This is a genomic window from Salmonella sp. 741265073_HBA (assembly GCF_046569105.1).
Lineage (GTDB): Bacteria > Pseudomonadota > Gammaproteobacteria > Enterobacterales > Enterobacteriaceae > Salmonella > Salmonella enterica.
Window position 1 is genome coordinate 126,907 of sequence record NZ_JBKFRY010000002.1, and the last position, 21,338, is coordinate 148,244.

Sequence of the window (21,338 nt, forward strand, 5' to 3'; positions counted from 1 at the left end):
ATTTCATCGTCATTTAAGTAAATGTGGGTTTTAACATTATTCATATTTATTTTATTTTTCTTTAATCCATATTTATCTCATATGTATTTTATTTTTTTATTTTCTTGTAACCTCATGAAAAAGAATGATTTTTAATTATCCATTTTCCTTTTATTACGTCTTTTTAATTCATGTCCGAATCCGGACTGAGGATAAAGAATAATTGAACCTTTTAGCAATGACGCCGCATAATCCTCCTTGCTAAACATCTATATGTTTTTATGCATTGATAATTGATGGATCAACTATATTACGTCCCTGAGGAGGGATGACAAATGCACTCCTGGAAAAAGAAACTTGTAGTCTCACAATTAGCATTGGCTTGCACTCTGGCAATCACTTCTCAGGCGAATGCTACTACTAATGATATTTCTGGTACCACTTACAATACGTTTCATCACTACAACGATGCGACCTACGCTGATGGCGTTTATTATGATGGCTATGTAGGTTGGAACAACTACGCAACTGATAGTTACTATAACGGTGACATTTATCCTGTAATCAATAACGCGCGAGTTAATGGCGTTATTTCTACCTACTATCTGGATGATGGCGTTACTACCAATACTAATGCGAATAGCCTGACAATTAAAAACAGTACTATTCATGGTATGATTACCTCCGAGTGTATGACTACCGATTGCGTAAATCGTGACACCGGGTATGTATATGATCGCCTGGCGCTGACCGTTGATAACTCTACCATTGATGACAACTACGAGCATTATACCTATAACGGTACCTATACCGATGGTACTGCGGATACGCATGTTGTTGATGTTTATGACATGGGTACCGCGATTACACTGGATCAGGAAGTTGATCTGTCTATTGTAAATAATTCTCATGTTGCTGGTATTACCCTGACTCAGGGCTACGAATGGGAAGATATCGACGATAACACCGTTAGCACTGGCGTAAACAGCGGTGAAGTATTTAATAACACAATCAATGTTGCTGATTCTACCGTAACCTCTGGTTCATGGTCTGATGAAGGTACTTCCGGCTGGTTTGGTAATACTAATAACGCTAGCGATTACAGCGGTTCTTATACTGCTGATGACATTGCGATTGCGGCAATTGCAAACCCATACGCTGATAATGCAATGCAGACGACGGTCAACCTCAGCAACTCCACGCTGATGGGCGATGTTGTATTCTCCAGCAATTTCGATGAGAACTTCTTCCCGAATGGAGCGGATAGCTATCGTGATACTGATGCTGACCGCGACACGAACGGTTGGGATGGCACTGACCGTATGGATGTTACCCTGAATAATGGTAGCAAATGGGTTGGTGCAGCAATGTCTGTACATATGACAGACACTGGTACTGATGCCGATGGAGACGGTGTTTTTGATGCCACATCTCCGGATGGAGTTTACGATTCTTATGCTGCAGGTACCGAGGCAACTGCAAATCTGATCGATATCGCAGCTAACAGTCTGTGGCCATTATCAACTGTAGGTATTGATAACATTCATACTGACTACAGTGAGTATAACCATATCGTTGGTAACGAAGTTTATCAGAGCGGCCTGTTTAACGTGACCCTGAATACCGGATCACAGTGGGACACTACTAAAACTTCTCTGATTGATACGCTGAGTATCAATAGTGGTTCTGTTGTCAATGTTGCTGATTCTACTCTGGTTTCTGACACTATCGGCCTGACTGGTGGTTCTGCTCTGAACATCAATGAAGATGGTCATGTTGCAACTGATACCCTGTCTATCGATAACAGTACCGTTACGATTGCTGATGATGTTTCTGCTGGCTGGAGCGTAAATGATGCTGCCCTGTACGCAAACACTATCAACGTAACCAATAATGGTGTACTGGATGTTGGTAATAGCGCTTCTAATGCGCTGCAGGTTGATACTCTGAACCTGACCAGCTACACCGATGCTAACGGTTATGTGAACGCAGGTGTTTTCAACATCGAAAGTAACCGTTTCGTACTGGATGCTGACCTGACTAACGATCGTACTAACGACACGACTAAGTCTAACTACGGTTATGGCGTGATTGCGATGAACTCTGATGGTCATTTGACCATTAACGGTAACGGCGATACTTACGATACCGACCAGACGGAAGCAGGTCAGGATGAAGTTGATAACGTTGGTGACAATGTTGCAGCTGCAACCGGTAACTATAAAGTACGTATCGACAATGCTACAGGCACGGGTTCTGTTGCGGATTATAAAGGTAATGAGCTGATCTATGTTAACGATAAGAACAGCACCGCTACCTTCTCTGCAGCAAACAAAGCTGACCTGGGTGCTTACACCTATCAGGCTAAGCAGGAAGGCAACACTGTCGTGCTGGAACAGATGGAACTGACCGACTACGCTAACATGGCGCTGAGCATTCCTTCTGCGAACACCAATATCTGGAACCTGGAACAAGACACCGTTGGTACTCGTCTGACCAACGCTCGTCATGGCCTGGCGGATAACGGCGGCGCATGGGTAAGCTACTTCGGCGGTAACTTCAACGGCGACAACGGCACCATTAACTACGATCAGGATGTTAATGGCATCATGGTCGGTGTTGATACCAAAGTTGACGGTAACAACGCTAAGTGGATCGTTGGTGCGGCAGCAGGCTTCGCGAAAGGCGATCTGAGCGATCGTACCGGTCAGGTGGATCAGGACAGCCAGTCTGCCTACATCTACTCTTCCGCTCGTTTCGCAAACAACATCTTTGTTGATGGTAACTTGAGCTACTCTCACTTCAACAACGATTTGTCTGCTAACATGAGCGACGGTACTTACGTTGACGGCAACACCTCTTCTGACGCCTGGGGCTTTGGCTTGAAACTGGGTTATGATCTGAAGCTGGGTGATGCAGGCTACGTAACGCCTTACGGCAGCGTGTCCGGTCTGTTCCAGTCTGGCGACGACTACCAGCTGAGCAACAACATGAAAGTTGACGGTCAGTCCTACGACAGCATGCGTTATGAAATCGGTGTAGATGCAGGTTATACCTTCACTTACAGCGAAGATCAGGCGCTGACGCCGTACTTCAAACTGGCTTACGTTTACGACGACTCCAACAACGATGCTGACGTAAACGGCGACTCTATCGACAACGGCGTAGAAGGTTCTGCGGTACGTGTTGGTCTGGGTACTCAGTTCAGCTTCACGAAGAACTTCAGCGCTTACACCGATGCTAACTACCTCGGCGGCGGTGATGTTGATCAAGACTGGTCTGCAAACGTTGGTGTTAAATATACCTGGTAATCATTTTCTCTCAGGAGAAATAAAGGTAATTTAAATTGAAAAATGCCCGTCAAGGACTTGACGGGCATTATTGCAAGGAATGCATATGTTATCTTTAAGCAAGCCACTACAGGAATTCAACAGACTTGATAAATGCCTTTCTAAGCATGGTACGCGTTTCGAGTTTGTTAACGATAAAGAGATTATCTGTTCACCTGATGAAAGTAATACCCATACCTTTGTTATTTTAGAGGGGGTTGTTTCGTTAGTTCGGGGTGATAAAGTTCTTATTGGTATTGTGCAGGCCCCCTTTATTTTCGGTTTAGCCGATGGTGTGGCGAAAAAAGAGGCACAATATAAATTAATTGCGGAGAGCGGTTGCATTGGTTATCGCCTCTCATCATCACAAACTCTTGCCATCATTGAGCAGAACCAACTGTGGCGTGAAGCCTTCTGTTGGATAGTATGGAAAAGTCAGGTACTGGAACTTCGTGACAAGCAGCTCATTGGTAATAATTCTTACGACCAGATTCGTGCGACGTTAATGACAATGATTGAGTGGGATGAAGAACTTCGCTCACGTATTGGTGTTATGAATTATATTCATCAACGAACGCGCGTATCGCGATCGGTGGTGGCGGAAGTTCTCGCGGCCCTGCGTAAGGGTAATTACATTGAAATGAATAAAGGCAAACTGATCAGTATTAACCGTTTGCCCTCCGAATATTAACAAAAATGTTGCGCCTCGTCTGATATAGCGCGAGGCGCGACGACTCAGGATGCAGGAATAGCAATCGGTTTATTGCCGCTTAGCTCAGTAACCAAATCGTTAATCCCGTCGCTCATATTGGTAAAACGAGTGAGGGGGGAACGGGTTACGACCACAAAAGCGCCAATATTATATTGCGGGATCATCGCCATATAGGTAATAAAACCGCCGCCTCCTCCTGTTTTCTGGATAATGCCAGGACGTCCGTCTTTTGGTGCCATATAGACCCAACCCAGACCGAGCGCGTCGGCTTTACCCGGTACGTCCATCCCGATGATTTTCTTTAACTGTGTGCGCTGATAAATCAACGTTTGCATACGATCGGCCTGTTGGCTACGGTGATAGAAATCTGACGACAGATACTGTTGCATCCAGCGCATCATATCTCCTGGCGTAGAATAGACCCCGCCGCTGCCAATGGCAGCCAGCGTATTATTACAGGGGCTTGCGCCTTTTTCTGCCACCATCAGACGCTTACACTGATCGGGAGAGGGGGTAAACGTGGTGTCTTTCATTCCCAGCGGGCGGGTAATCTTTTCTTCAAACAGTTGCGTATAAGGTTTGCCGGAGGCGGTCGCCAGCGCGTCGGCTAACAGGTCGAACGCCAGATTGGAATAGGCCGCCTGTGAACCGGGCGCGACTTTTAACGTTGCTGTGGAGAGCCAGTTCCAGCGTTGTTCGCGGGTTGGCCAGACAAATACCGGACGATGCGCCGCGCCGCCGGGCTGTTCTCGCGGAAGCGCGCTGGTATGGGTCGCTAAGTTGACCAACGTAATCGGCGTGCCTTGATACGTCGGGACATGCGCGCCGGGAGGCGCATATTTGCTGAGCGGATCGTTTAATTTTACCGTTCCCTGATCGAGCAATTTTACCAACATTTCACTGGTCATGAGCTTGGTGAGAGAAGCGATACGAATGACCGAATCAAGCTGTGGACGAACATTATTTCCCGGTCTGGTGTCACCGAAACTACGAAACACGCGTTGATTGCCGTCGATCACCACCAGCGCCATGCCCGTGGCGCCGCTACCATAAAAGATATGCTCGGCATAACGATCAACGATATCAGAGGCAAAAACCGGATCGGCAATCGGCTGAGCCGCCTGGACAGAAGTAAGGGATGCCGCAAACAGCATGGCAGTAAAAAGCAGACTACGTTTCAACGGTGATGTCCATAAGTGAAATAACGGTGGTTATGCGTATTTATACTACCCGGCGGCACATTGCAAAACGTTAAAGAGAAAAAAGTGGGTGAAAAAACGTAACGGCGGGTTTTCGTGATGGAGAATGTTTACTTTTGTGATAGAGCGCTTGTGATAACCTGATAGCGTCAGCCTGCCTGCTTAGGATGAAACTCGTCGAAACAATTCTGTTGAGCAGAAGTGCGAACTAAGCGTCACAACGTAGGTCACAATGCCTGGTTTAGCCCTTTCATTTGCGTGGGCATGGCGTGATATTGCCGTCATCACAGCAGCCGTAATAAAGAGAAGAAGTTAGCAGGAGAGCATGATGTTTAAATCTTTTTTCCCAAAGCCAGGGCCGTTTTTCATGTCGGCGTTTGTTTGGGCGCTGATCGCCGTCATTTTCTGGCAGGCGGGAGGAGGAGATTGGGTGGCGCGACTTGTGGGGGCATCCGATGAAGTGCCTATCAGCGCAGCGCGCTTCTGGTCGCTGGACTATCTGATTTTTTATGCTTATTACCTGATTTGCGTGGGATTATTTGCAACGTTCTGGTTCATCTATAGCCCGCACCGCTGGCAGTACTGGTCGATACTTGGCACCTCGCTCATTATTTTTGTCACCTGGTTTTTGGTGGAGGTTGGCGTCGCGGTTAACGCCTGGTACGCACCGTTCTATGATTTGATTCAAACGGCGCTCAGCTCGCCGCACAAGGTCACTCTTGGTCAATTTTATCATGAAGTGGGGGTGTTTCTCGGTATTGCGCTTATCGCCGTGGTGATCGGCGTGCTGAACAACTTCTTTGTCAGCCACTATGTATTTCGCTGGCGTACCGCAATGAATGAGCACTATATGGCGCACTGGCAGTACCTGCGCCATATCGAAGGGGCTGCCCAGCGTGTGCAGGAAGACACCATGCGTTTTGCCTCTACACTGGAGAACATGGGCGTGAGTTTTATCAATGCCATCATGACGCTTATCGCCTTTCTGCCGGTGTTGGTCACCCTGTCAGCGCATGTGCCGGATTTACCCATCGTAGGACATATCCCTTACGGCCTGGTCATTGCCGCCATAGTCTGGTCATTAATGGGGACGGGCCTGCTGGCGGTCGTCGGGATCAAATTGCCGGGGCTGGAATTTAAAAATCAGCGAGTGGAAGCCGCTTATCGTAAGGAGCTGGTCTACGGTGAAGATGACGCCAGCCGCGCCACGCCGCCCACCGTCCGTGAACTGTTTAGCGCAGTGCGCCATAACTACTTCCGTCTCTACTTTCACTATATGTATTTCAACATCGCGCGCATTCTCTATTTGCAGGTCGATAACGTTTTCGGTTTGTTCCTGCTGTTTCCTTCCATTGTTGCCGGTACGATTACGCTGGGGCTGATGACGCAAATCACCAACGTGTTTGGCCAGGTGCGCGGTTCGTTCCAGTATTTGATTAACTCCTGGACGACTCTGGTGGAGCTGATGTCTATTTATAAACGTTTACGTAGCTTTGAACGTCAGTTGGATGGTCAGCCAGTTCAGGAAGTGACCCACTCTTTTAGCTAACAGAAGGAAACGTTATGTCGGCGGCGTCCCGTCTTTATCCTCTGCCTTTTCTGGCGGTCGCCATATTGGCTGGCTGTAGTAGTCAATCCGGGCAGCCGGTGAGCAAGGGCGAGAAGCCTGTCGACGTGGCAAGCGTAGTTCGTCAGAAAATGCCGGCCACTGTCAAAGACAGAGAGGCCTGGGCGAAAGATATCGCGACAACATTTAAGAGCCAGGGGCTGGCGCCGACGGTAGAAAATATCTGTTCGGTGCTGGCTGTCGCCCAGCAGGAGTCCGGTTATCAGGCGGATCCTGTCGTGCCGGGGCTAAGTAAAATCGCCTGGCAGGAGATTGATCGCCGCGCTGAACGACTACACATCCCGCTGTTTCTGGTGCACACCGCGCTGAAAATTAACTCCCCCAACGGCAAGAGCTATAGCGAACGCCTGGACACGGTAAAAACCGAAAAACAGCTTAGCGCTATTTTTGACGATTTTATCAATATGGTCCCTATGGGGCAGACGCTATTTGGCTCATATAACCCGGTGCATACGGGCGGCCCGATGCAGGTCAGCATTGCCTTTGCCGAACAGCACGCGAAAGGCTATCCGTGGAAGATGACGGGTACGGTACGTCAGGAGGTCTTTACGCGCCGTGGCGGGTTGTGGTTTGGAACCTACCATTTGCTGAATTACCCGGCGAACTACAGCGCGCCTGTTTTCCGCTTCGCCGACTTCAACGCGGGATGGTACGCCAGCCGTAACGCTGCGTTCCAGAATGCCGTCAGTAAAGCCAGTGGGGTAAAACTGGCGCTGGATGGCGATCTGATTCGTTATAACAGCAAGGAACCGGGCAAAACAGAGTTAGCGGTGCGCAAACTGGCAGGGCAGTTGGGAATGAGTGAGCGTGAAATTCGCAGCCAACTGGAGAAAGGCGATAGCCTGGCGTTTGAAAAAACGGCGCTCTACAAGAAAGTCTATAAACTGGCCGAGGCCAAAACGGGTAAGACGCTTGCGCGGGAAATGTTGCCCGGTATTCAACTGGAAAGTCCGAAGATCACGCGTAAGCTGACGACCGCCTGGTTTGCTAAACGAGTTGATGAGCGGCGGGCGCGGTGTATGGGGCGATAAATTTCGCGCTGGGATATTTTCTCCAGCGCGCTAAGGTTTATTGGTGACGGTGACGCCAGCGTAAAAACGCGGCGATAACGGCGAAAATGAGGCAGCCCGTGAGGAAGGGCACCAGGCCAAAAATCGTCCCGACGCCCAGCCCAATCTCTACCCGCGGTCGACCTGTATCCTGTACCTGCATCAGATGCTCATAGATGCCCGGCGCATGAACCAGCAGGTTTAAGAGTTGCGCTCCGGCCCAGAAGCAAAACAGTACAAATATGGCGTAAGCAATATTTCCGGGCGTAGAGGAGGTTTCTCGATGCTTCCCGCTGAACAGCGATTTTGAGAGAGTGAAATCAGCCATAAAGACCTCCAGGATGATCGGCTACGATCTGGCGTTATGCCATCGGCTTACTGTGAAGTCTGACAGGTCATTGTGTTTGTCAATATCAGAATCATGGTAATTTCACATACGGAATGTATCCATCGCGTAAATTTTTGTTAGTTGTCACAAAACGATCACTTTTATCAAAATCAATTAACATTTAAGAAATTCCGTATCCCCCACAGACTCGCTCGCAAGAAGTATGCAAAAATACGTTTTTGTTGCTGTTAATACGTCGGAGTCGTTATGCGTTTGCCTGTAAAAATTCGTCGTGACTGGCACTACTATGCCTTCTCTATTGGCCTTATCTTTATTTTGAATGGTGTCGTAGGATTGCTGGGTTTTGAGGCGAAAGGATGGCAAACCTATGGCGTTGGGCTGGTAACGTGGATTATCAGCTTCTGGCTGGCGGGGTTCATCATTCGCCGGCGCGAAGATGATGAGGTAAAAGACGCCCGATAAACGTTGCGCTATCGGGCGTGCGCTATTACATCGTGGTTTTTAAGGCGTTATTCGCCGTATGGCGTTCCAGCGCCAGCTCAATCAGGCGGCTGATCAAATCGGTATAGCCCAATCCGCTCGCCTGCCAGAGTTTTGGATACATACTGATATTGGTAAAACCTGGCAGCGTATTAATCTCGTTAATCACGACCTCATTGTCTGCCGTTAAGAAGACATCGACACGCGCCATACCCGCGCACCCCAGCGTCTGATAAGCCTGGATCGCGATCGCGCGGATCTTGTCATTCACCTCGGAAGGGATCTGCGCAGGCACGACAACTTGTGCGCCGTTATCATCAATATACTTAGTATCGTAGGCGTAAAATTCGCTATTCAGTACGATTTCGCCGCAGGTACTGGCCTGTGGGTTATCGTTACCTAATACGGCGCATTCGATCTCGCGCCCTTTGATCCCTTGCTCCACCACCACTTTATGATCGAATTCGAAAGCCAGCGCGACCGCCTGCTGATATTGCGCTTCGTTAGCGACTTTACTAACGCCGACCGAAGAGCCCTGATTGGCGGGCTTAACGAACAGCGGCAGTCCCAGACGGGATTCAACCTCGGCAAAACTAAACGCGTGACGATTCGTTCGGGTGAGTGTAATAAACGGGGCGATATTCAGTCCTGCATCGCGTAGCAGTCGTTTGGCGACGTCTTTATCCATGCAGGCTGCGGAGCTCAGCACGTCTGAACCGACAAACGGTAAGTTTGCGACGCGTAGCATCCCCTGCAATGAGCCGTCTTCGCCCAGCGTACCGTGGACGATAGGAAAAATAACATCTACCGTCGGTAGCGGCTGCCCGTTCTGGGCGTTAATCAATTGGTGTTGATGTTTGCCAGGCACCTGGGCCAGACTGATTGCCGAAGGACGTAGCGCGATATGTGCCGGATCGTCTGCATTCTGCAAATAATTTTCCGCATCGTTAACATGCCATTGTCCTGCCTTATCTATCCCTAACAGCACCACGTCGAAGCGGGTTTTATCGATCGCATCAACGATATTTTTCGCTGATTGCAAAGACACTTCATGTTCCGCCGACTTACCGCCAAATACTATTCCTACCCGCAATTTCGCCATCTTAAAAACCCATTCCATCGAATGCAAAGCGTATACATTACCACGACAAAACGCGGGTTTCGCGGGCTTCTGCCATAATGTTTATGGGATGTGAGAATGGAGGCCGCGTGAGAGGTAAGGGTTTTCTGATTATTGTGCTGTTGGGCGGCATTGGCGGGCTGGGATATCGTTATCTTCCCTCTTATTATAATCCTTTTGCTCCGCTACAACTTGCCGATCCGCCAGGCTGGATCACGACCTTCAAACTACAGCGCCTGACGCCGTCGCAGTGCCGGGAGCTTTTGACGGCGGCCAATCAACAGGGATTAATTTCATCACAACCTGTTGCGGATAGCGCTGGTGAATGTCCCTTGTCCCATGTTGTGCGCGTCAGAGATTTTGGCCAGGTCAAACTGAGCAGCAGTTTTTTAGCCTCCTGCCCGCTGGCGCTGCGCTCCGCGCTGTTTGTCGAACAGCAGGCAAAACCTTTAACAGAAACGTGGATGAAGCGCCGCCTGACCCGCATCGAACATCTGGGCAGCTATGCCTGCCGTAATATTTATCACCGCCCGGATGCGCGTCGCAGTGAACATGCCAGCGCAGAAGCGCTGGATGTCAGCGGGTTTCAGCTATCGGATGGCCGAAAAATCACTATCCTGCGCGGCTGGGAGCGCGATGAGACGGGGCCCTGGTTACGCGCTATGTTAAACGCCAGTTGCCATTATTATGGCAATGGGCTCGGGCCTGACTATAACGCTGCTCATGCTAACCATTTTCATCTTGGAATGCGGGGCTACGGCGTGTGTCGTTAAAGCATAAACGTCTGCCTTGCACGGCTATATAATGTGACATGTTTCACAAAAATGATGAACGGGGAGACAAAATAGCAAAGTGTGACGTATCGCACCTCTGGAACCACCAGGAAAAAGAGAACTTGCTAAGCTAACGCGTATTTTCAGCTACTTACCGTTACGAGTCTTATGGAATCCTGGAAAGTTAATCTAATTTCCGTTTGGTTTGGATGTTTTTTTACCGGGCTGGCAATCAGCCAAATCCTGCCATTCTTACCCCTTTATATTTCCCAGCTTGGCGTCTCTTCCCATGAAGCGTTATCAATGTGGTCCGGGTTAACGTTTAGCATCACGTTTCTTATTTCCGCCATTGTGTCGCCGATGTGGGGCAGTCTCGCCGATCGTAAAGGGCGTAAACTGATGCTATTGCGCGCGTCGCTCGGGATGGCGATAGCTATTCTACTGCAGGCATTCGCGACCCATGTCTGGCAACTTTTCCTGCTGCGCGGAATCATGGGGTTAACGTCAGGCTATATCCCCAATGCCATGGCGCTGGTAGCCTCTCAGGTACCGCGCGAACGTAGCGGCTGGGCGCTCAGTACGCTTTCTACCGCGCAGATCAGCGGCGTTATCGGCGGGCCGTTAATGGGCGGCTTTGTCGCGGATCATATCGGGCTGCGGGCGGTATTTCTGATTACCGCCATGCTGTTGGTGGTGAGCTTTCTGGTCACGCTATTTTTAATTAAAGAAGGCGTGCGTCCGGTCATCAGGAAAAGCGAACGCCTGAGCGGTAAAGCCGTTTTTGCGTCGTTACCTTATCCTGCGCTGGTGATCAGCTTGTTTTTTACCACGATGGTCATTCAACTCTGTAATGGTTCCATCAGTCCAATTCTGGCGCTGTTTATCAAATCAATGATGCCGGACAGTAATAACATCGCCTTTCTTAGCGGGTTAATTGCCTCGGTGCCCGGTATCTCCGCGCTTATCTCCGCGCCTCGCCTGGGAAAACTTGGCGACAGAATCGGCACGGAAAGAATTCTGATGGCCACGCTTATCTGCGCAGTGCTGCTTTTCTTCGCGATGTCCTGGGTCACCACGCCGTTCCAGTTGGGGCTGTTGCGTTTCTTGTTGGGCTTTGCCGATGGCGCGATGTTACCCGCCGTACAAACGTTATTGGTGAAATACTCCAGCGACCAAATTACCGGACGTATTTTTGGCTACAACCAGTCATTTATGTATCTGGGCAACGTGGTTGGGCCGTTGATGGGCGCGACGGTATCGGCGATGGCCGGTTTCCGCTGGGTTTTTATCGCTACGGCGGCGATCGTGTTGATCAATATTGGGCAACTGACCCTGGCGTTACGTCGTCGGCGTAACGCGCAAAAAGCGAAAGGCCAATAGCGGTGCATCGTAACGGCGCTTCTGCCGTTACGATATGGTTTAAATTAAAAGATATATTCTTTATCCGTGAAGTTTTTCTATAGATGGCATAACCTTAAATTATGATATAGCGTGATTATTGTTTTTTGATGGTTTATTATCGTCTCGTTTTCGGTCTGAGAAACGTTTCGCTGCGGCGACAGTGATAATTATTTGTGTAAAGTTCTTCCTGTATCATAAAAATAGTACTTTCAGCCTCTAGGCAGTGGTTCTTCATAGTGATAACGTCACCCTGGAACTAATAAGGAAATATGGTCATGAAAAATCTCATAGCAGAGTTGTTGCTTAAGCTAGCCCAAAAAGAAGAAGAGTCGAAAGAACTGGTTGCTCAGGTAGAAGCGTTAGAGATTATCGTCACAGCAATGTTACGTAACATGGCGCAAAACGAGCAGGAGATGTTGATACGTCAGGTAGAGGGGGCACTTGAAGGCGTAAAGCCGGATGCCAGCGTTCCTGATCACGATACGGAATTGCTGCGCCAATATGTAAAAAAGTTGCTGAGACACCCCCGGCACTAATCGTATTTTAAAACAACACAGTTGTTATAACGTTACTTTTATGAAATAACATAGCCGCTTCGTTTTTATTTTCTTCTGGGTAATACAGAGCAAAATAAAAACGAAGCGGCTATGGTAATAACAGTGTAACGTTATGCGCTGTTCTTCTGCATCCTGCCAGTGTGACTGTGGATAATCGAATTGCACATTAGCCTACGGTTTGTCAATCAATAAAACATCTATTGCTAACGGTAAGTAATACTTTTACAGCCGGGTGGTATTTTTGCCAGTAACAGCCAGACTTATATAAAGTCCCTGGGATATTTCCCAAAGGGACAACGTGTAATGTGTACACTGACAAAAGGATGGTGCTATGAAAATAACATTACTGGTGACTTTACTTTTTGGCCTGGTCTTTTTAACCGCCGTCGGCGCAACCGAGAAACCGTTAACGCCGCAACAGCAGCGCATGACGACCTGTAATCAGCAGGCGACAGCGCAAGCGTTGAAAGGCGATGCGCGTAAAACCTACCTTAGCGACTGCCTGAAAAACAGTCAGTCAGCCCCTGGCGAGAAAAGCCTGACGCCGCAACAGCAGAAAATGCGTGAATGCAATGTTCAGGCGACGGAACAATCCCTGAAAGGCGATGACCGTAGCAAGTTTATGAGCGCCTGCCTGAAAAAAGCGGCGTAGTGCTATCGGGTGAGCCCTGAAAAACACTCACCCGAAATTTCATACTCCCTCCATGCGCTCTGTTTCTATAATTTGGGAAAATTGTTTCTAAATGTTCCCAAAAATAATGAATGATGAAAATTTTTACCGAAAAGCAGTTGAACAGGCGGTAGCGCCGCCTGACCCTTCTGATGATCGTCAGCGCTCCGGGTTGCGCTTCGCCCGGCGCATCAGGCTACCGCGCGCGGTGGGGTTAGGGGGGATGTTTTTACCGGTGGCCGCCGTGTTAGTGACGCAACCTGTCTTTGGCGGCTGGTGGCTGTTGCTGGTCGGCTGGTCTTTTGTCTGGCCGCATCTGGCGTGGCAGTGGTCGGCGAAAGCCCTTGATCCGCTACGTCAGGAAATTTACAACCTGAAAGTGGATGCGATCCTCTCCGGCATGTGGATCGCGCTGATGGGCGTCAATATGTTGCCTGCCGCCGCGCTGTTTATGATGATGAGCATGAATCTGATGGGGGCTGGCGGGCGGCGGCTATTCACTGCCGGAATGGGGCTTTTGCTGGCGTCATGTCTGGTGACGTTGCAGCTTACCGGGCTACCCGTCGCTATGCGAAGCTCGTCGCTGGAAGTTACGCTCTCTTTGCCCGTCATTATGTTGTATCCGCTTCTGTTCGCCTGGGTAAGTTATCAAACGGCCATTAAATTAGCGGAACATAAGCGACGCTTGCAGGCGATGAGCTCGCGGGATGGCATGACCGGCGTCTATAACCGACGCCACTGGGAAATTTTATTACGTAATGAATTCGATCACAGCCGACGCCACCATCGGGAGGCGACATTGTTGATTATCGACATCGATCATTTTAAGAGCATTAACGACACCTGGGGGCATGATGTTGGGGATGAGGCTATTATCGCCCTGACGCGTCAATTACAGATAACGCTACGCGGGAGTGATATTATCGGGCGCTTTGGCGGCGACGAATTCGCGGTGATTATGTGCGGAACGCCGGCAGACAGCGCGATTACCGCCATGTCGCGAGTGCATGAACGGCTAAATACCTTACGCTTGCCGGGCGCGCCGCAGGTCATGTTACGTATCAGCGTGGGCGTGGCGCCGTTAACGCCACAAATCGGTCATTATCGGGAATGGCTAAAGTCTGCGGATATGGCGCTTTATAAAGCAAAGAATGCCGGACGTAACCGCACCGAAGTGGCGGCATGACGTCCAGCCGGGCCTCAGGATTTACTGAGCGCCTCTGATTTTTCCATACACTTCGTCATCGCTTCTATTACCGCAGCGCGGAAGCCACGTTCTTCCAGAACGCGTACGGCTTCAATCGTCGTTCCGCCAGGCGAGCACACCATATCTTTCAGTTCGCCGGGATGCTTTCCGGTTTCGAGTACCATTTTCGCCGATCCCATGACGGCCTGCGCGGCGAATTTATAAGCCTGAGCGCGAGGCATACCGCCCAGAACGGCTGCGTCCGCCATCGCCTCGATAAACATAAACACATAGGCCGGCGAAGATCCGCTCACGCCAACCACCGGATGGATCATCGGCTCAGCAATCACTTCCGCCTCGCCAAAGCAGCGGAAAATATTCAGGACATCAGCCGTATCTTCCGGTGTGACCAGCGCGTTTGGCGTGACGGAGGTCATTCCTGCGTTGACCAGCGATGGCGTATTCGGCATAGCGCGAATGATTTTACGGTCGTGTCCCAGCGCGCGCGCAAGCTGATCAAGCGTTACGCCTGCGGCGATAGAAACCACCAGCGAGTCTTTGTTCAGGCTGGAGGAGATTTCACTGAGCACTTTCACCATAATGCCCGGTTTTACCGCGCCGAAAACGATATCCGCGACCTGAGCGACCTCCTGCGCGCTTTGCGCCGCATTAATGCCGTACTGGTCATGCAGGGCGGCAACTTTATCGGGGGAGGGGGTGTAGACCCAGATCTGACCGGGAAGTACCTGACCGCTGGCAATCAGTCCGCCAAGAATAGCCTTGCCCATATTACCGCAGCCAATAAAACCGATTTTCTTCTCCATCTCGTCACTCCCTATGTTTGTGTGTTATGGGGAATGGTTAGCTTAACGCGGATTGAAAACGGGCAGAAGGAGAAACAGCACTTTGATGAAAGACAAAAGCGCGAGACAATAAAAGATTGTATATCGTACGGGAGACATTATGACCATCTGGGTGGATGCGGATGCGTGTCCGAATGTCATTAAAGAAATTTTGTACCGCGCCGCCGAGCGGATGCAGTTGCCGCTTATTCTGGTTGCCAATCAGGCCTTGCGTGTGCCGCCTTCGCGTTTTATCCGCACGCTCCGCGTGGCCGCCGGGTTTGACGTGGCGGACAATGAAATTGTGCGTCAATGCGAAGCGGGCGATCTGGTGATTACCGCGGATATTCCGCTGGCGGCTGAAGTGCTGGAAAAAGGCGCTGCGGCTCTTAATCCCCGGGGAGAACGCTATAGCGACGCCACGATTCGCGAACGTCTGACGATGCGTGACTTTATGGACACGCTACGCGCCAGCGGCGTACAAACGGGGGGACCAAACACACTCTCGCCGCGCGATCGTCAGCATTTTGCCGCCGAGCTGGATAAGTGGTGGCTGGAAAGCCAGCGTAAAAAATAAATCGTGTAATGAAAAATTTACAGTTTATTCATTTCTGATTCTTGCTATAGTACTAATATTGTGACTTTAGTACCTTTGTGTAAATTATTATTTACATTTATGCGTTGTACTAGTTAGATGATATGATTATAACATTGCTGATATCAAATCCTGCGTATGCGCAGTTCCTGGGGGAACGCCTGCTATGATGCAACCTCTTTATCTTGTTGGCCCGCGGGGCTGTGGGAAAACCACCATCGGTATGGCGCTGGCGCAGGCAACCGGTTTTCGGTTTGCAGATACCGACCGCTGGCTGCAATCGCACGTGCAGATGAGCGTCGCTGATATCGTTGAAAAAGAAGGCTGGGGAGGGTTCCGCGCCCGGGAAACCGCGGCCCTGGAAGCGGTAAGCGCGCCTTCGACTGTTGTGGCGACGGGGGGCGGTATTATTCTCACGGAGTATAACCGACGTTATATGCACCGTGTTGGCGTAGTGATTTATCTGTGCGCGCCGGTATCCACGCTGGTTAACCGGCTTGAGGCTGAACCTGAAGCGGATCTGCGCCCGACCCTCACCGGCAAGCCGTTGAGCGAAGAGGTTCGGGAAGTGCTTGAGCAGCGTGACGCGTTGTATCGCGAAACGGCGCATTACATTATTGACGCGACGAAAACGCCGGCCCAGGTCGTTTCTGAAATTATTGCGGCGTTGCCGCCGTCGACGCAACGGTTACAGGGAGATGTCTATACTTAACGCTCACCCAGAATAAAGGAAACGCTATGCCAACCAGACCACCTTATCCGCGGGAAGCTTATATCGTCACCATTGAAAAAGGCACGCCGGGCCAGACGGTGACGTGGTATCAGCTACGGGCTGACCATCCGAAACCTGATTCGCTCATCAGCGAGCATCCGACCGCAGAAGAAGCGATGGATGCGAAAAAACGTTACGAAGATCCGGATAAATCATAGACGCATGAACCACTCGGAAGGGATTCCGGGTACCCCTAAATTGTATCTCCATCACATTCTTGAAACATTTATACTGGCAACTAAAACCGTAAATTAAGCGATAACAATACAATATTGGAATTATTTGGAATCTTTACACAATACGTTGCTCATCTGCTGCTACGCTTTCTGAGATTTGTAGGGCAGGTAGCGCGGTGAGCGTGTGAATATTTGCCCGGGAATTACGACGAAGTAATAAGGTGGAATAAAAATGAGTGCGTCGTTGGCAATCCTCACAATCGGCGTTGTGCCAATGAGCGAAGTGTTACCGCTTCTGACGGAATACATCGACGAACAACACATCACCCATCATAGCCTGCTGGGAAAAATGAGCCGGGAAGACGTTATGGCGGATTACGCTGTAGAGCCTGGCGACGATCCGCTTTTGACGTTGCTGAATGATAACCAGATAGCCCATGTTTCCCGCCAGAAAGTGGAGCGAGATTTACAGAGCGTTGTCGAGGTGCTGGATAACCAGGGTTATGACGTCATTATACTGATGAGCACCGCGGCGATTAAAAGTATGGCAGCCCGTAATTCTATTTTGCTTGAACCGCTGCGTATTATTCCACCGCTTGTCGCCTCTATTGTGGATGGGCATCAGGTGGGCGTGATTGTGCCTGTTGCAGAACTTCTGGCGGCCCAGGAGAAAAAATGGCAGGTATTGCAAATGCCGCCGGTGTATTCGCTGGCGAATCCGGTTCACGGTTCTGAGCAACAGTTAATTGATGCCGGGCAGGCGCTATTGGATCAAGGCGCGGACGTCATTATGCTGGATTGTCTGGGTTTTCATCAGCGTCATCGGGATATTTTACAGCAGGCGCTGGATGTGCCGGTTTTACTCTCTAATGTTTTGATTGCGCGGTTAGCTTCAGAACTGCTTGTCTAATTTTACGTGACAGGCCGAACGTCAGGACTCTATATTGGGTGTTAATTTAATAATGAGACGGGGCCTGATTATGCTACAAAGCAATGAATACTTTTCCGGGAAAGTGAAGTCTATTGGATTTACCAGCAGTAGCACCGGCCGGGCCAGCGTTGGTGTGATGGCGGAAGGGGAGTATACCTTTGGCACCGCCGAACCCGAAGAGATGACGGTTGTGAGCGGCGCGTTGAAGGTACTGTTGCCGGGAACTGTCGAATGGAGAGTGTATACAGCCGGTGAGGTGTTTAACGTGCCTGGCCACAGCGAGTTTCATCTACAGGTTGCTGAGCCCACCTCGTATCTGTGCCGCTATTTGTAACGGTGAGTCCCCTCTCCGGCGGAGAGGGACCCTCTGGTTAGCGCTGCGCTTCGCCGCCTAATCCTTCCACCAGGCTTTGAATCAGCGCCGCCAGCTCGCCGGTCATCAGGATAAAGTCCGCGTCAAAACGTTGGGCAAAATCTTCCCGGTCGATATCTTCGTTCTGATCGCGCAGCTCATCGCAGAATTTCAGACGCTTAATGGAGCCGTCGTCGCACATGACGAATTGAATACGCTGCTGCCAGTCGAGCGCCAGCTTCGTGACCACTTTACCCGCTTCAATATGAACGGCGATCTCGTCGCTGACCAGATCCTGCTTTTTCGCGCGGATCACGCCGCCATCTTCCAGCATCGCTTTCAATTCGGCTTCGTCCAGCAACTGGAAACCCTGAGCGACCGTACCGGAGCGCACCCACTCGGTGAGCGTCAGCTCAATCGGGTTTTCCAGCGCCAGCGGGACGACCGGCAGCGAGCCAAGACTTTTACGCAGTAGCGCCAAAGTATCTTCCGCTTTTTTCGCGCTGGCGCAGTCAACCATAATCAGGCCGTTAACGGTATCAATCCACATCATTGTCTGACTGAAGCGGCTAAACGCGCGCGGCAGCAACGAATGCAACACTTCATCCTTCAGGGAATCTTTTTCCGTCTTCTTCAGCTTGCGTCCCTGATCGGCTTCCAGTTTCTGGATTTTCGCCTCCAGAGCCTGTTTGATCACTGGCGATGGCAGGATTTTCTCTTCTTTGCGCGCGCAAATAATAATTTGGCCATTGGCGGTGTGCGTTAACGCATCGCTGTGAGAGCCCATCGGCGGAACCCAGCCCATTTTGGCCATATCCTGGCTACCGCATGGGGTAAACGTCATTGAGGCGAGCTGTTTCTCCATCTCTTCGGCGCGTAATGTGATATCGCGGCTAAGACGGTAAACCATTAAATTTTTGAACCACAGCATGATAATTTCCACGGCCTTGTCGTTAAATCCAGGCGGTATAGTAACGAATTGTCGGCAGGCTTGCATTGCCAATCAGAACGGTGAATTCTACCCTGTTGATATTCCCAAAAAATGAGGAGCGGTATGTGCGTATTGGTATCGATTTAGGCGGCACAAAAATGGAAGTCATTGCGCTTGATGATGCAGGAGAGCAGCGGTTTCGCCATCGTCTGCCTACGCCGCGGGAGGATTATCAGCAAACGATAGAAACCGTCGCTACGCTGGTCGACATGGCGGAACAGGCGACCGGCCAGACCGGTAGCGTTGGCATTGGCATTCCCGGTTCTCTCTCGCCTTACACCGGCGTGGTAAAAAACGCTAACTCTACGTGGCTTAACGGCCAGCCGTTCGATAGCGATGTGAGCCGTCGTCTGAAGCGTGAAGTGCGGTTAGCCAACGATGCCAATTGCCTGGCGGTATCAGAGGCGGTAGATGGCGCGGCAGCGGGGGCGCAAACGGTATTTGCGGTGATTATCGGTACCGGGTGCGGCGCGGGCGTAGCGCTAAATGGCCGGGCGCACATCGGCGGCAACGGTACGGCAGGTGAATGGGGCCACAATCCGTTGCCGTGGATGGATGACGATGAGTTGCGTTACCGCGAAGAAATTCCCTGTTATTGCGGTAAACAAGGCTGTATCGAAACCTTTATTTCCGGTACGGGATTTGCTACGGATTACCAGCGTTTGAGCGGTAACGCGCTAAAAGGCGATGAGATTATTCGTCTGGTCGACGCGCAGGACGCCGTGGCGGAACTGGCGTTAAGCCGTTATGAGCTGCGGCTGGCGAAAGCATTATCTCATGTCGTGAATATTCTGGATCCGGATGTCATTGTGCTGGGCGGCGGTATGAGCAATGTTGAGCGCCTGTACAAGACGGTTCCGTCGCTGATGAAATCGTTTGTTTTTGGCGGCGAGTGCGAGACGCCGGTACGTAAGGCGCGGCATGGCGATTCGAGCGGCGTGCGCGGCGCGGCCTGGCTGTGGCCGCTGGCGTAACGTTTATAGCCGGATGACGTCATCCGGCAACCGGCGTGACCGATGGCTGCTTGTGTTTTAGACGTCCGTATACCAGCAACGACGACATGGCGGAAAACGAGAGCAGGGCGGCGGGAAGCGCCACGTAGTGGTACGCAAAACCTAGCGTCAGCATCAGTCCGCCGCACCAGGCGCCAATCGCGCTACCGAGATTAAACGCGATTTGCCCTCCCGCCGCGCCCAGCAGTTCGCCGCCTTTGGCGTTTTGCAGTAGCAGGATTTGCAGCGGCGCAGAGAGCGCAAACAGACCAGCGCAGCAGATAAACGCGAAAGTCAGCGATGCCGTTTTGTATCCGCTGAAGAAAAAGAGCGCCATGAGAGAGAGCACGATAACGAGGTCAGTCACTACCGCGATGCGCAGCGGCGTATATCTGCCGGAGAGTTTGCCGCTTAACAGATTGCCTAACACCATCCCCAGCCCGACCAGCATCATAATAAACGTCATGCTCGTCTCCGAAAAACCGGAGATGTACATCATAAATGGCTTGATATAGCTGAACCAGGCAAAAACGCCCGCATTGCCGAACATCGTGGCGGCGAAAATGAGCCACGGCGTAGGACTACGCAAGAAGTGGAACTGCTCGCGCAGGCTGCCTTGGGCTTTGTCACGGATATCCGGCACCCAGAAGAAAATCGCGGTGAGCACAGCGATGTTGAAAACCGCGATCAATAAAAAGGTGTAGCGCCAGCTAAATTCCTGGCTCAGGTAAGTGCCGACCGGAATGCCCACCAGATTCGCCACCGTCATCCCTGAAACCATACCCGCGACGGCGGCGGTGACCTTCCCGGGGCGGGTAATCTTTGACAAGACAATGGCGCCGACGCCAAAAAAGGTGCCGTGCGGAAAGCCGGAAACCAGTCTGCCGACGGCGAGCATCAGATATGACGAGGAAAAGGTAAATATGGCATTGCCCATCACGCACAGCATGACCAGAAACAGCAATATATGTTTAAGCGAAAAGCGGCTGGAAAAGAGCGCCATAATGGGAGCGCCCAGCACGACGCCGAAGGCGTAAAACGAGATCATATGCCCGGCGGCGGGAATCGTTATTCCGACATCGCGTGCCAGCTCCGTCAGCACGCCCATAATGCCAAACTCGGCCATCCCCAGGCCGAACGTACCCAGCGCCAAAGAAAAAATAACTTTTTTCATACCACCTGCCGAAAATAAAGGCGCATGTTGCGCGCTGTGCTGTGAATTGTCACAGCCAATCAACATATAGCTTGCAGATAAG

General features: G+C 50.7%; 22 protein-coding genes. 16 read left to right on the forward strand and 6 right to left on the reverse strand.

Annotated features, from left to right (window positions below; genetic code table 11):
• Positions 1–314 precede the first annotated feature (314 nt).
• Positions 315–3,290 (forward strand): autotransporter adhesin EhaB, encoded by a 2,976-nt coding sequence (gene ehaB / locus ACLD3P_RS03130; protein WP_131046255.1) that lies wholly within the window; start codon positions 315–317, stop codon positions 3,288–3,290.
• A gap of 85 nt (positions 3,291–3,375) precedes the next feature.
• A complete protein-coding gene (gene iprA / locus ACLD3P_RS03135; protein WP_000950235.1) occupies positions 3,376–3,999 on the forward strand; it encodes a hydrogen peroxide resistance inhibitor IprA in 624 nt (207 codons plus the stop codon).
• A gap of 44 nt (positions 4,000–4,043) precedes the next feature.
• Here the strand turns inward: iprA and ampH are convergent, their stop codons facing one another.
• Positions 4,044–5,201, reverse strand: a complete 1,158-nt coding sequence (gene ampH / locus ACLD3P_RS03140) for a D-alanyl-D-alanine-carboxypeptidase/endopeptidase AmpH (protein ID WP_000830777.1) — start codon at positions 5,199–5,201, stop codon at positions 4,044–4,046.
• A 346-nt stretch (positions 5,202–5,547) separates the two neighbouring features.
• Between ampH and sbmA the strand changes: the two genes are divergently transcribed.
• Both sbmA and yaiW read left to right on the forward strand, forming a co-directional pair.
• Positions 5,548–6,768: a peptide antibiotic transporter SbmA gene (gene sbmA, locus ACLD3P_RS03145; protein ID WP_000477023.1), complete on the forward strand. Its 1,221-nt coding sequence runs from the start codon at positions 5,548–5,550 to the stop codon at positions 6,766–6,768.
• 14 nt (positions 6,769–6,782) lie between these two features.
• A complete protein-coding gene (yaiW, locus tag ACLD3P_RS03150) occupies positions 6,783–7,877 on the forward strand; it encodes a surface-exposed outer membrane lipoprotein YaiW (RefSeq protein ID WP_023182347.1) in 1,095 nt (364 codons plus the stop codon).
• A gap of 37 nt (positions 7,878–7,914) precedes the next feature.
• Here yaiW and ACLD3P_RS03155 read toward each other — a convergent pair whose 3' ends face one another.
• Positions 7,915–8,223: a YaiY family protein gene (locus ACLD3P_RS03155; RefSeq protein WP_000763139.1), complete on the reverse strand. Its 309-nt coding sequence runs from the start codon at positions 8,221–8,223 to the stop codon at positions 7,915–7,917.
• Between the two features lie 267 nt (positions 8,224–8,490).
• On the opposite strand from ACLD3P_RS03155, the gene ACLD3P_RS03160 reads away from it, so the two are divergent.
• On the forward strand, positions 8,491–8,706 hold the full coding sequence (locus ACLD3P_RS03160; RefSeq protein ID WP_001239240.1) for a DUF2754 family protein: 216 nt from the start codon (positions 8,491–8,493) through the stop codon (positions 8,704–8,706).
• A 25-nt stretch (positions 8,707–8,731) separates the two neighbouring features.
• Here ACLD3P_RS03160 and ddlA read toward each other — a convergent pair whose 3' ends face one another.
• Positions 8,732–9,826, reverse strand: a complete 1,095-nt coding sequence (gene ddlA / locus ACLD3P_RS03165) for a D-alanine--D-alanine ligase (RefSeq protein WP_001096588.1) — start codon at positions 9,824–9,826, stop codon at positions 8,732–8,734.
• 77 nt (positions 9,827–9,903) lie between these two features.
• On the opposite strand from ddlA, the gene ACLD3P_RS03170 reads away from it, so the two are divergent.
• The 5 genes from ACLD3P_RS03170 to adrA all read left to right on the forward strand — a co-directional run bounded on the left by ACLD3P_RS03170 (position 9,904) and on the right by adrA (position 14,431).
• Positions 9,904–10,617 carry an extensin family protein gene (locus ACLD3P_RS03170; RefSeq protein WP_076935540.1) on the forward strand — a complete coding sequence of 238 codons (714 nt, stop codon included), beginning with the start codon at positions 9,904–9,906 and terminating at the stop codon, positions 10,615–10,617.
• 168 nt (positions 10,618–10,785) lie between these two features.
• The gene (locus ACLD3P_RS03175; protein ID WP_000446772.1) at positions 10,786–11,997 is read left to right on the forward strand and encodes a multidrug efflux MFS transporter; all 1,212 of its coding nucleotides are present in this window, start codon (positions 10,786–10,788) and stop codon (positions 11,995–11,997) included.
• Positions 11,998–12,293: 296 nt separating this feature from the next.
• Positions 12,294–12,554: an anti-adapter protein IraP gene (gene iraP, locus ACLD3P_RS03180; RefSeq protein WP_001518423.1), complete on the forward strand. Its 261-nt coding sequence runs from the start codon at positions 12,294–12,296 to the stop codon at positions 12,552–12,554.
• Positions 12,555–12,906: 352 nt separating this feature from the next.
• On the forward strand, positions 12,907–13,227 hold the full coding sequence (gene psiF / locus ACLD3P_RS03185) for a phosphate starvation-inducible protein PsiF (protein WP_000705165.1): 321 nt from the start codon (positions 12,907–12,909) through the stop codon (positions 13,225–13,227).
• 91 nt (positions 13,228–13,318) lie between these two features.
• Complete coding sequence (adrA, locus tag ACLD3P_RS03190; RefSeq protein ID WP_023228277.1) at positions 13,319–14,431, forward strand: diguanylate cyclase AdrA; 1,113 nt, start codon at positions 13,319–13,321, stop codon at positions 14,429–14,431.
• Between the two features lie 14 nt (positions 14,432–14,445).
• On the opposite strand, the gene proC is transcribed toward adrA, so the two are convergent.
• Positions 14,446–15,255 carry a pyrroline-5-carboxylate reductase gene (proC, locus tag ACLD3P_RS03195; protein WP_000412193.1) on the reverse strand — a complete coding sequence of 270 codons (810 nt, stop codon included), beginning with the start codon at positions 15,253–15,255 and terminating at the stop codon, positions 14,446–14,448.
• Positions 15,256–15,394: 139 nt separating this feature from the next.
• Here proC and ACLD3P_RS03200 point away from each other — a divergent pair, with 139 nt between their 5' ends.
• The 5 genes from ACLD3P_RS03200 to ppnP all read left to right on the forward strand — a co-directional run bounded on the left by ACLD3P_RS03200 (position 15,395) and on the right by ppnP (position 18,081).
• Positions 15,395–15,850 carry a YaiI/YqxD family protein gene (locus tag ACLD3P_RS03200; RefSeq protein WP_000158137.1) on the forward strand — a complete coding sequence of 152 codons (456 nt, stop codon included), beginning with the start codon at positions 15,395–15,397 and terminating at the stop codon, positions 15,848–15,850.
• A gap of 184 nt (positions 15,851–16,034) precedes the next feature.
• Positions 16,035–16,580, forward strand: coding sequence for a shikimate kinase AroL (gene aroL, locus ACLD3P_RS03205; RefSeq protein ID WP_000983570.1), 546 nt, complete (start codon positions 16,035–16,037; stop codon positions 16,578–16,580).
• Positions 16,581–16,606: 26 nt separating this feature from the next.
• Positions 16,607–16,798 (forward strand): protein YaiA, encoded by a 192-nt coding sequence (gene yaiA, locus ACLD3P_RS03210; RefSeq protein WP_001143161.1) that lies wholly within the window; start codon positions 16,607–16,609, stop codon positions 16,796–16,798.
• Positions 16,799–17,048: 250 nt separating this feature from the next.
• Complete coding sequence (locus ACLD3P_RS03215; RefSeq protein WP_001276437.1) at positions 17,049–17,726, forward strand: AroM family protein; 678 nt, start codon at positions 17,049–17,051, stop codon at positions 17,724–17,726.
• 70 nt (positions 17,727–17,796) lie between these two features.
• A complete protein-coding gene (ppnP, locus tag ACLD3P_RS03220; protein ID WP_001527304.1) occupies positions 17,797–18,081 on the forward strand; it encodes a pyrimidine/purine nucleoside phosphorylase in 285 nt (94 codons plus the stop codon).
• Positions 18,082–18,118: 37 nt separating this feature from the next.
• Here the strand turns inward: ppnP and rdgC are convergent, their stop codons facing one another.
• On the reverse strand, positions 18,119–19,030 hold the full coding sequence (rdgC, locus tag ACLD3P_RS03225; protein ID WP_000964305.1) for a recombination-associated protein RdgC: 912 nt from the start codon (positions 19,028–19,030) through the stop codon (positions 18,119–18,121).
• A 125-nt stretch (positions 19,031–19,155) separates the two neighbouring features.
• On the opposite strand from rdgC, the gene mak reads away from it, so the two are divergent.
• A complete protein-coding gene (mak, locus tag ACLD3P_RS03230) occupies positions 19,156–20,064 on the forward strand; it encodes a fructokinase (RefSeq protein WP_024797522.1) in 909 nt (302 codons plus the stop codon).
• Between the two features lie 19 nt (positions 20,065–20,083).
• Here mak and araJ read toward each other — a convergent pair whose 3' ends face one another.
• Positions 20,084–21,256 carry an MFS transporter AraJ gene (gene araJ, locus ACLD3P_RS03235; RefSeq protein WP_411006315.1) on the reverse strand — a complete coding sequence of 391 codons (1,173 nt, stop codon included), beginning with the start codon at positions 21,254–21,256 and terminating at the stop codon, positions 20,084–20,086.
• Between the last annotated feature and the right edge of the window lie 82 nt (positions 21,257–21,338).

Excerpts from the sequence above, each read along its gene's own strand:
- ACLD3P_RS03200 (WP_000158137.1), top strand. The coding sequence starts at position 15,395 with ATGACCATCTGGGTGGATGCGGATGCGTGTCCGAATGTCATTAAAGAA.
- aroL (WP_000983570.1), top strand. The coding sequence starts at position 16,035 with ATGATGCAACCTCTTTATCTTGTTGGCCCGCGGGGCTGTGGGAAAACC.
- proC (WP_000412193.1), bottom strand. The coding sequence starts at position 15,255 with ATGGAGAAGAAAATCGGTTTTATTGGCTGCGGTAATATGGGCAAGGCT.
- adrA (WP_023228277.1), top strand. The coding sequence starts at position 13,319 with ATGTTCCCAAAAATAATGAATGATGAAAATTTTTACCGAAAAGCAGTT.
- ACLD3P_RS03160 (WP_001239240.1), top strand. The coding sequence starts at position 8,491 with ATGCGTTTGCCTGTAAAAATTCGTCGTGACTGGCACTACTATGCCTTC.
- yaiA (WP_001143161.1), top strand. The coding sequence starts at position 16,607 with ATGCCAACCAGACCACCTTATCCGCGGGAAGCTTATATCGTCACCATT.
- araJ (WP_411006315.1), bottom strand. The coding sequence starts at position 21,256 with ATGAAAAAAGTTATTTTTTCTTTGGCGCTGGGTACGTTCGGCCTGGGG.
- ACLD3P_RS03155 (WP_000763139.1), bottom strand. The coding sequence starts at position 8,223 with ATGGCTGATTTCACTCTCTCAAAATCGCTGTTCAGCGGGAAGCATCGA.
- rdgC (WP_000964305.1), bottom strand. The coding sequence starts at position 19,030 with ATGCTGTGGTTCAAAAATTTAATGGTTTACCGTCTTAGCCGCGATATC.
- sbmA (WP_000477023.1), top strand. The coding sequence starts at position 5,548 with ATGTTTAAATCTTTTTTCCCAAAGCCAGGGCCGTTTTTCATGTCGGCG.
- ACLD3P_RS03170 (WP_076935540.1), top strand. The coding sequence starts at position 9,904 with ATGTTTATGGGATGTGAGAATGGAGGCCGCGTGAGAGGTAAGGGTTTT.
- ACLD3P_RS03215 (WP_001276437.1), top strand. The coding sequence starts at position 17,049 with ATGAGTGCGTCGTTGGCAATCCTCACAATCGGCGTTGTGCCAATGAGC.
- iprA (WP_000950235.1), top strand. The coding sequence starts at position 3,376 with ATGTTATCTTTAAGCAAGCCACTACAGGAATTCAACAGACTTGATAAA.
- ehaB (WP_131046255.1), top strand. The coding sequence starts at position 315 with ATGCACTCCTGGAAAAAGAAACTTGTAGTCTCACAATTAGCATTGGCT.
- psiF (WP_000705165.1), top strand. The coding sequence starts at position 12,907 with ATGAAAATAACATTACTGGTGACTTTACTTTTTGGCCTGGTCTTTTTA.
- ddlA (WP_001096588.1), bottom strand. The coding sequence starts at position 9,826 with ATGGCGAAATTGCGGGTAGGAATAGTATTTGGCGGTAAGTCGGCGGAA.
- ppnP (WP_001527304.1), top strand. The coding sequence starts at position 17,797 with ATGCTACAAAGCAATGAATACTTTTCCGGGAAAGTGAAGTCTATTGGA.
- yaiW (WP_023182347.1), top strand. The coding sequence starts at position 6,783 with ATGTCGGCGGCGTCCCGTCTTTATCCTCTGCCTTTTCTGGCGGTCGCC.
- iraP (WP_001518423.1), top strand. The coding sequence starts at position 12,294 with ATGAAAAATCTCATAGCAGAGTTGTTGCTTAAGCTAGCCCAAAAAGAA.
- ACLD3P_RS03175 (WP_000446772.1), top strand. The coding sequence starts at position 10,786 with ATGGAATCCTGGAAAGTTAATCTAATTTCCGTTTGGTTTGGATGTTTT.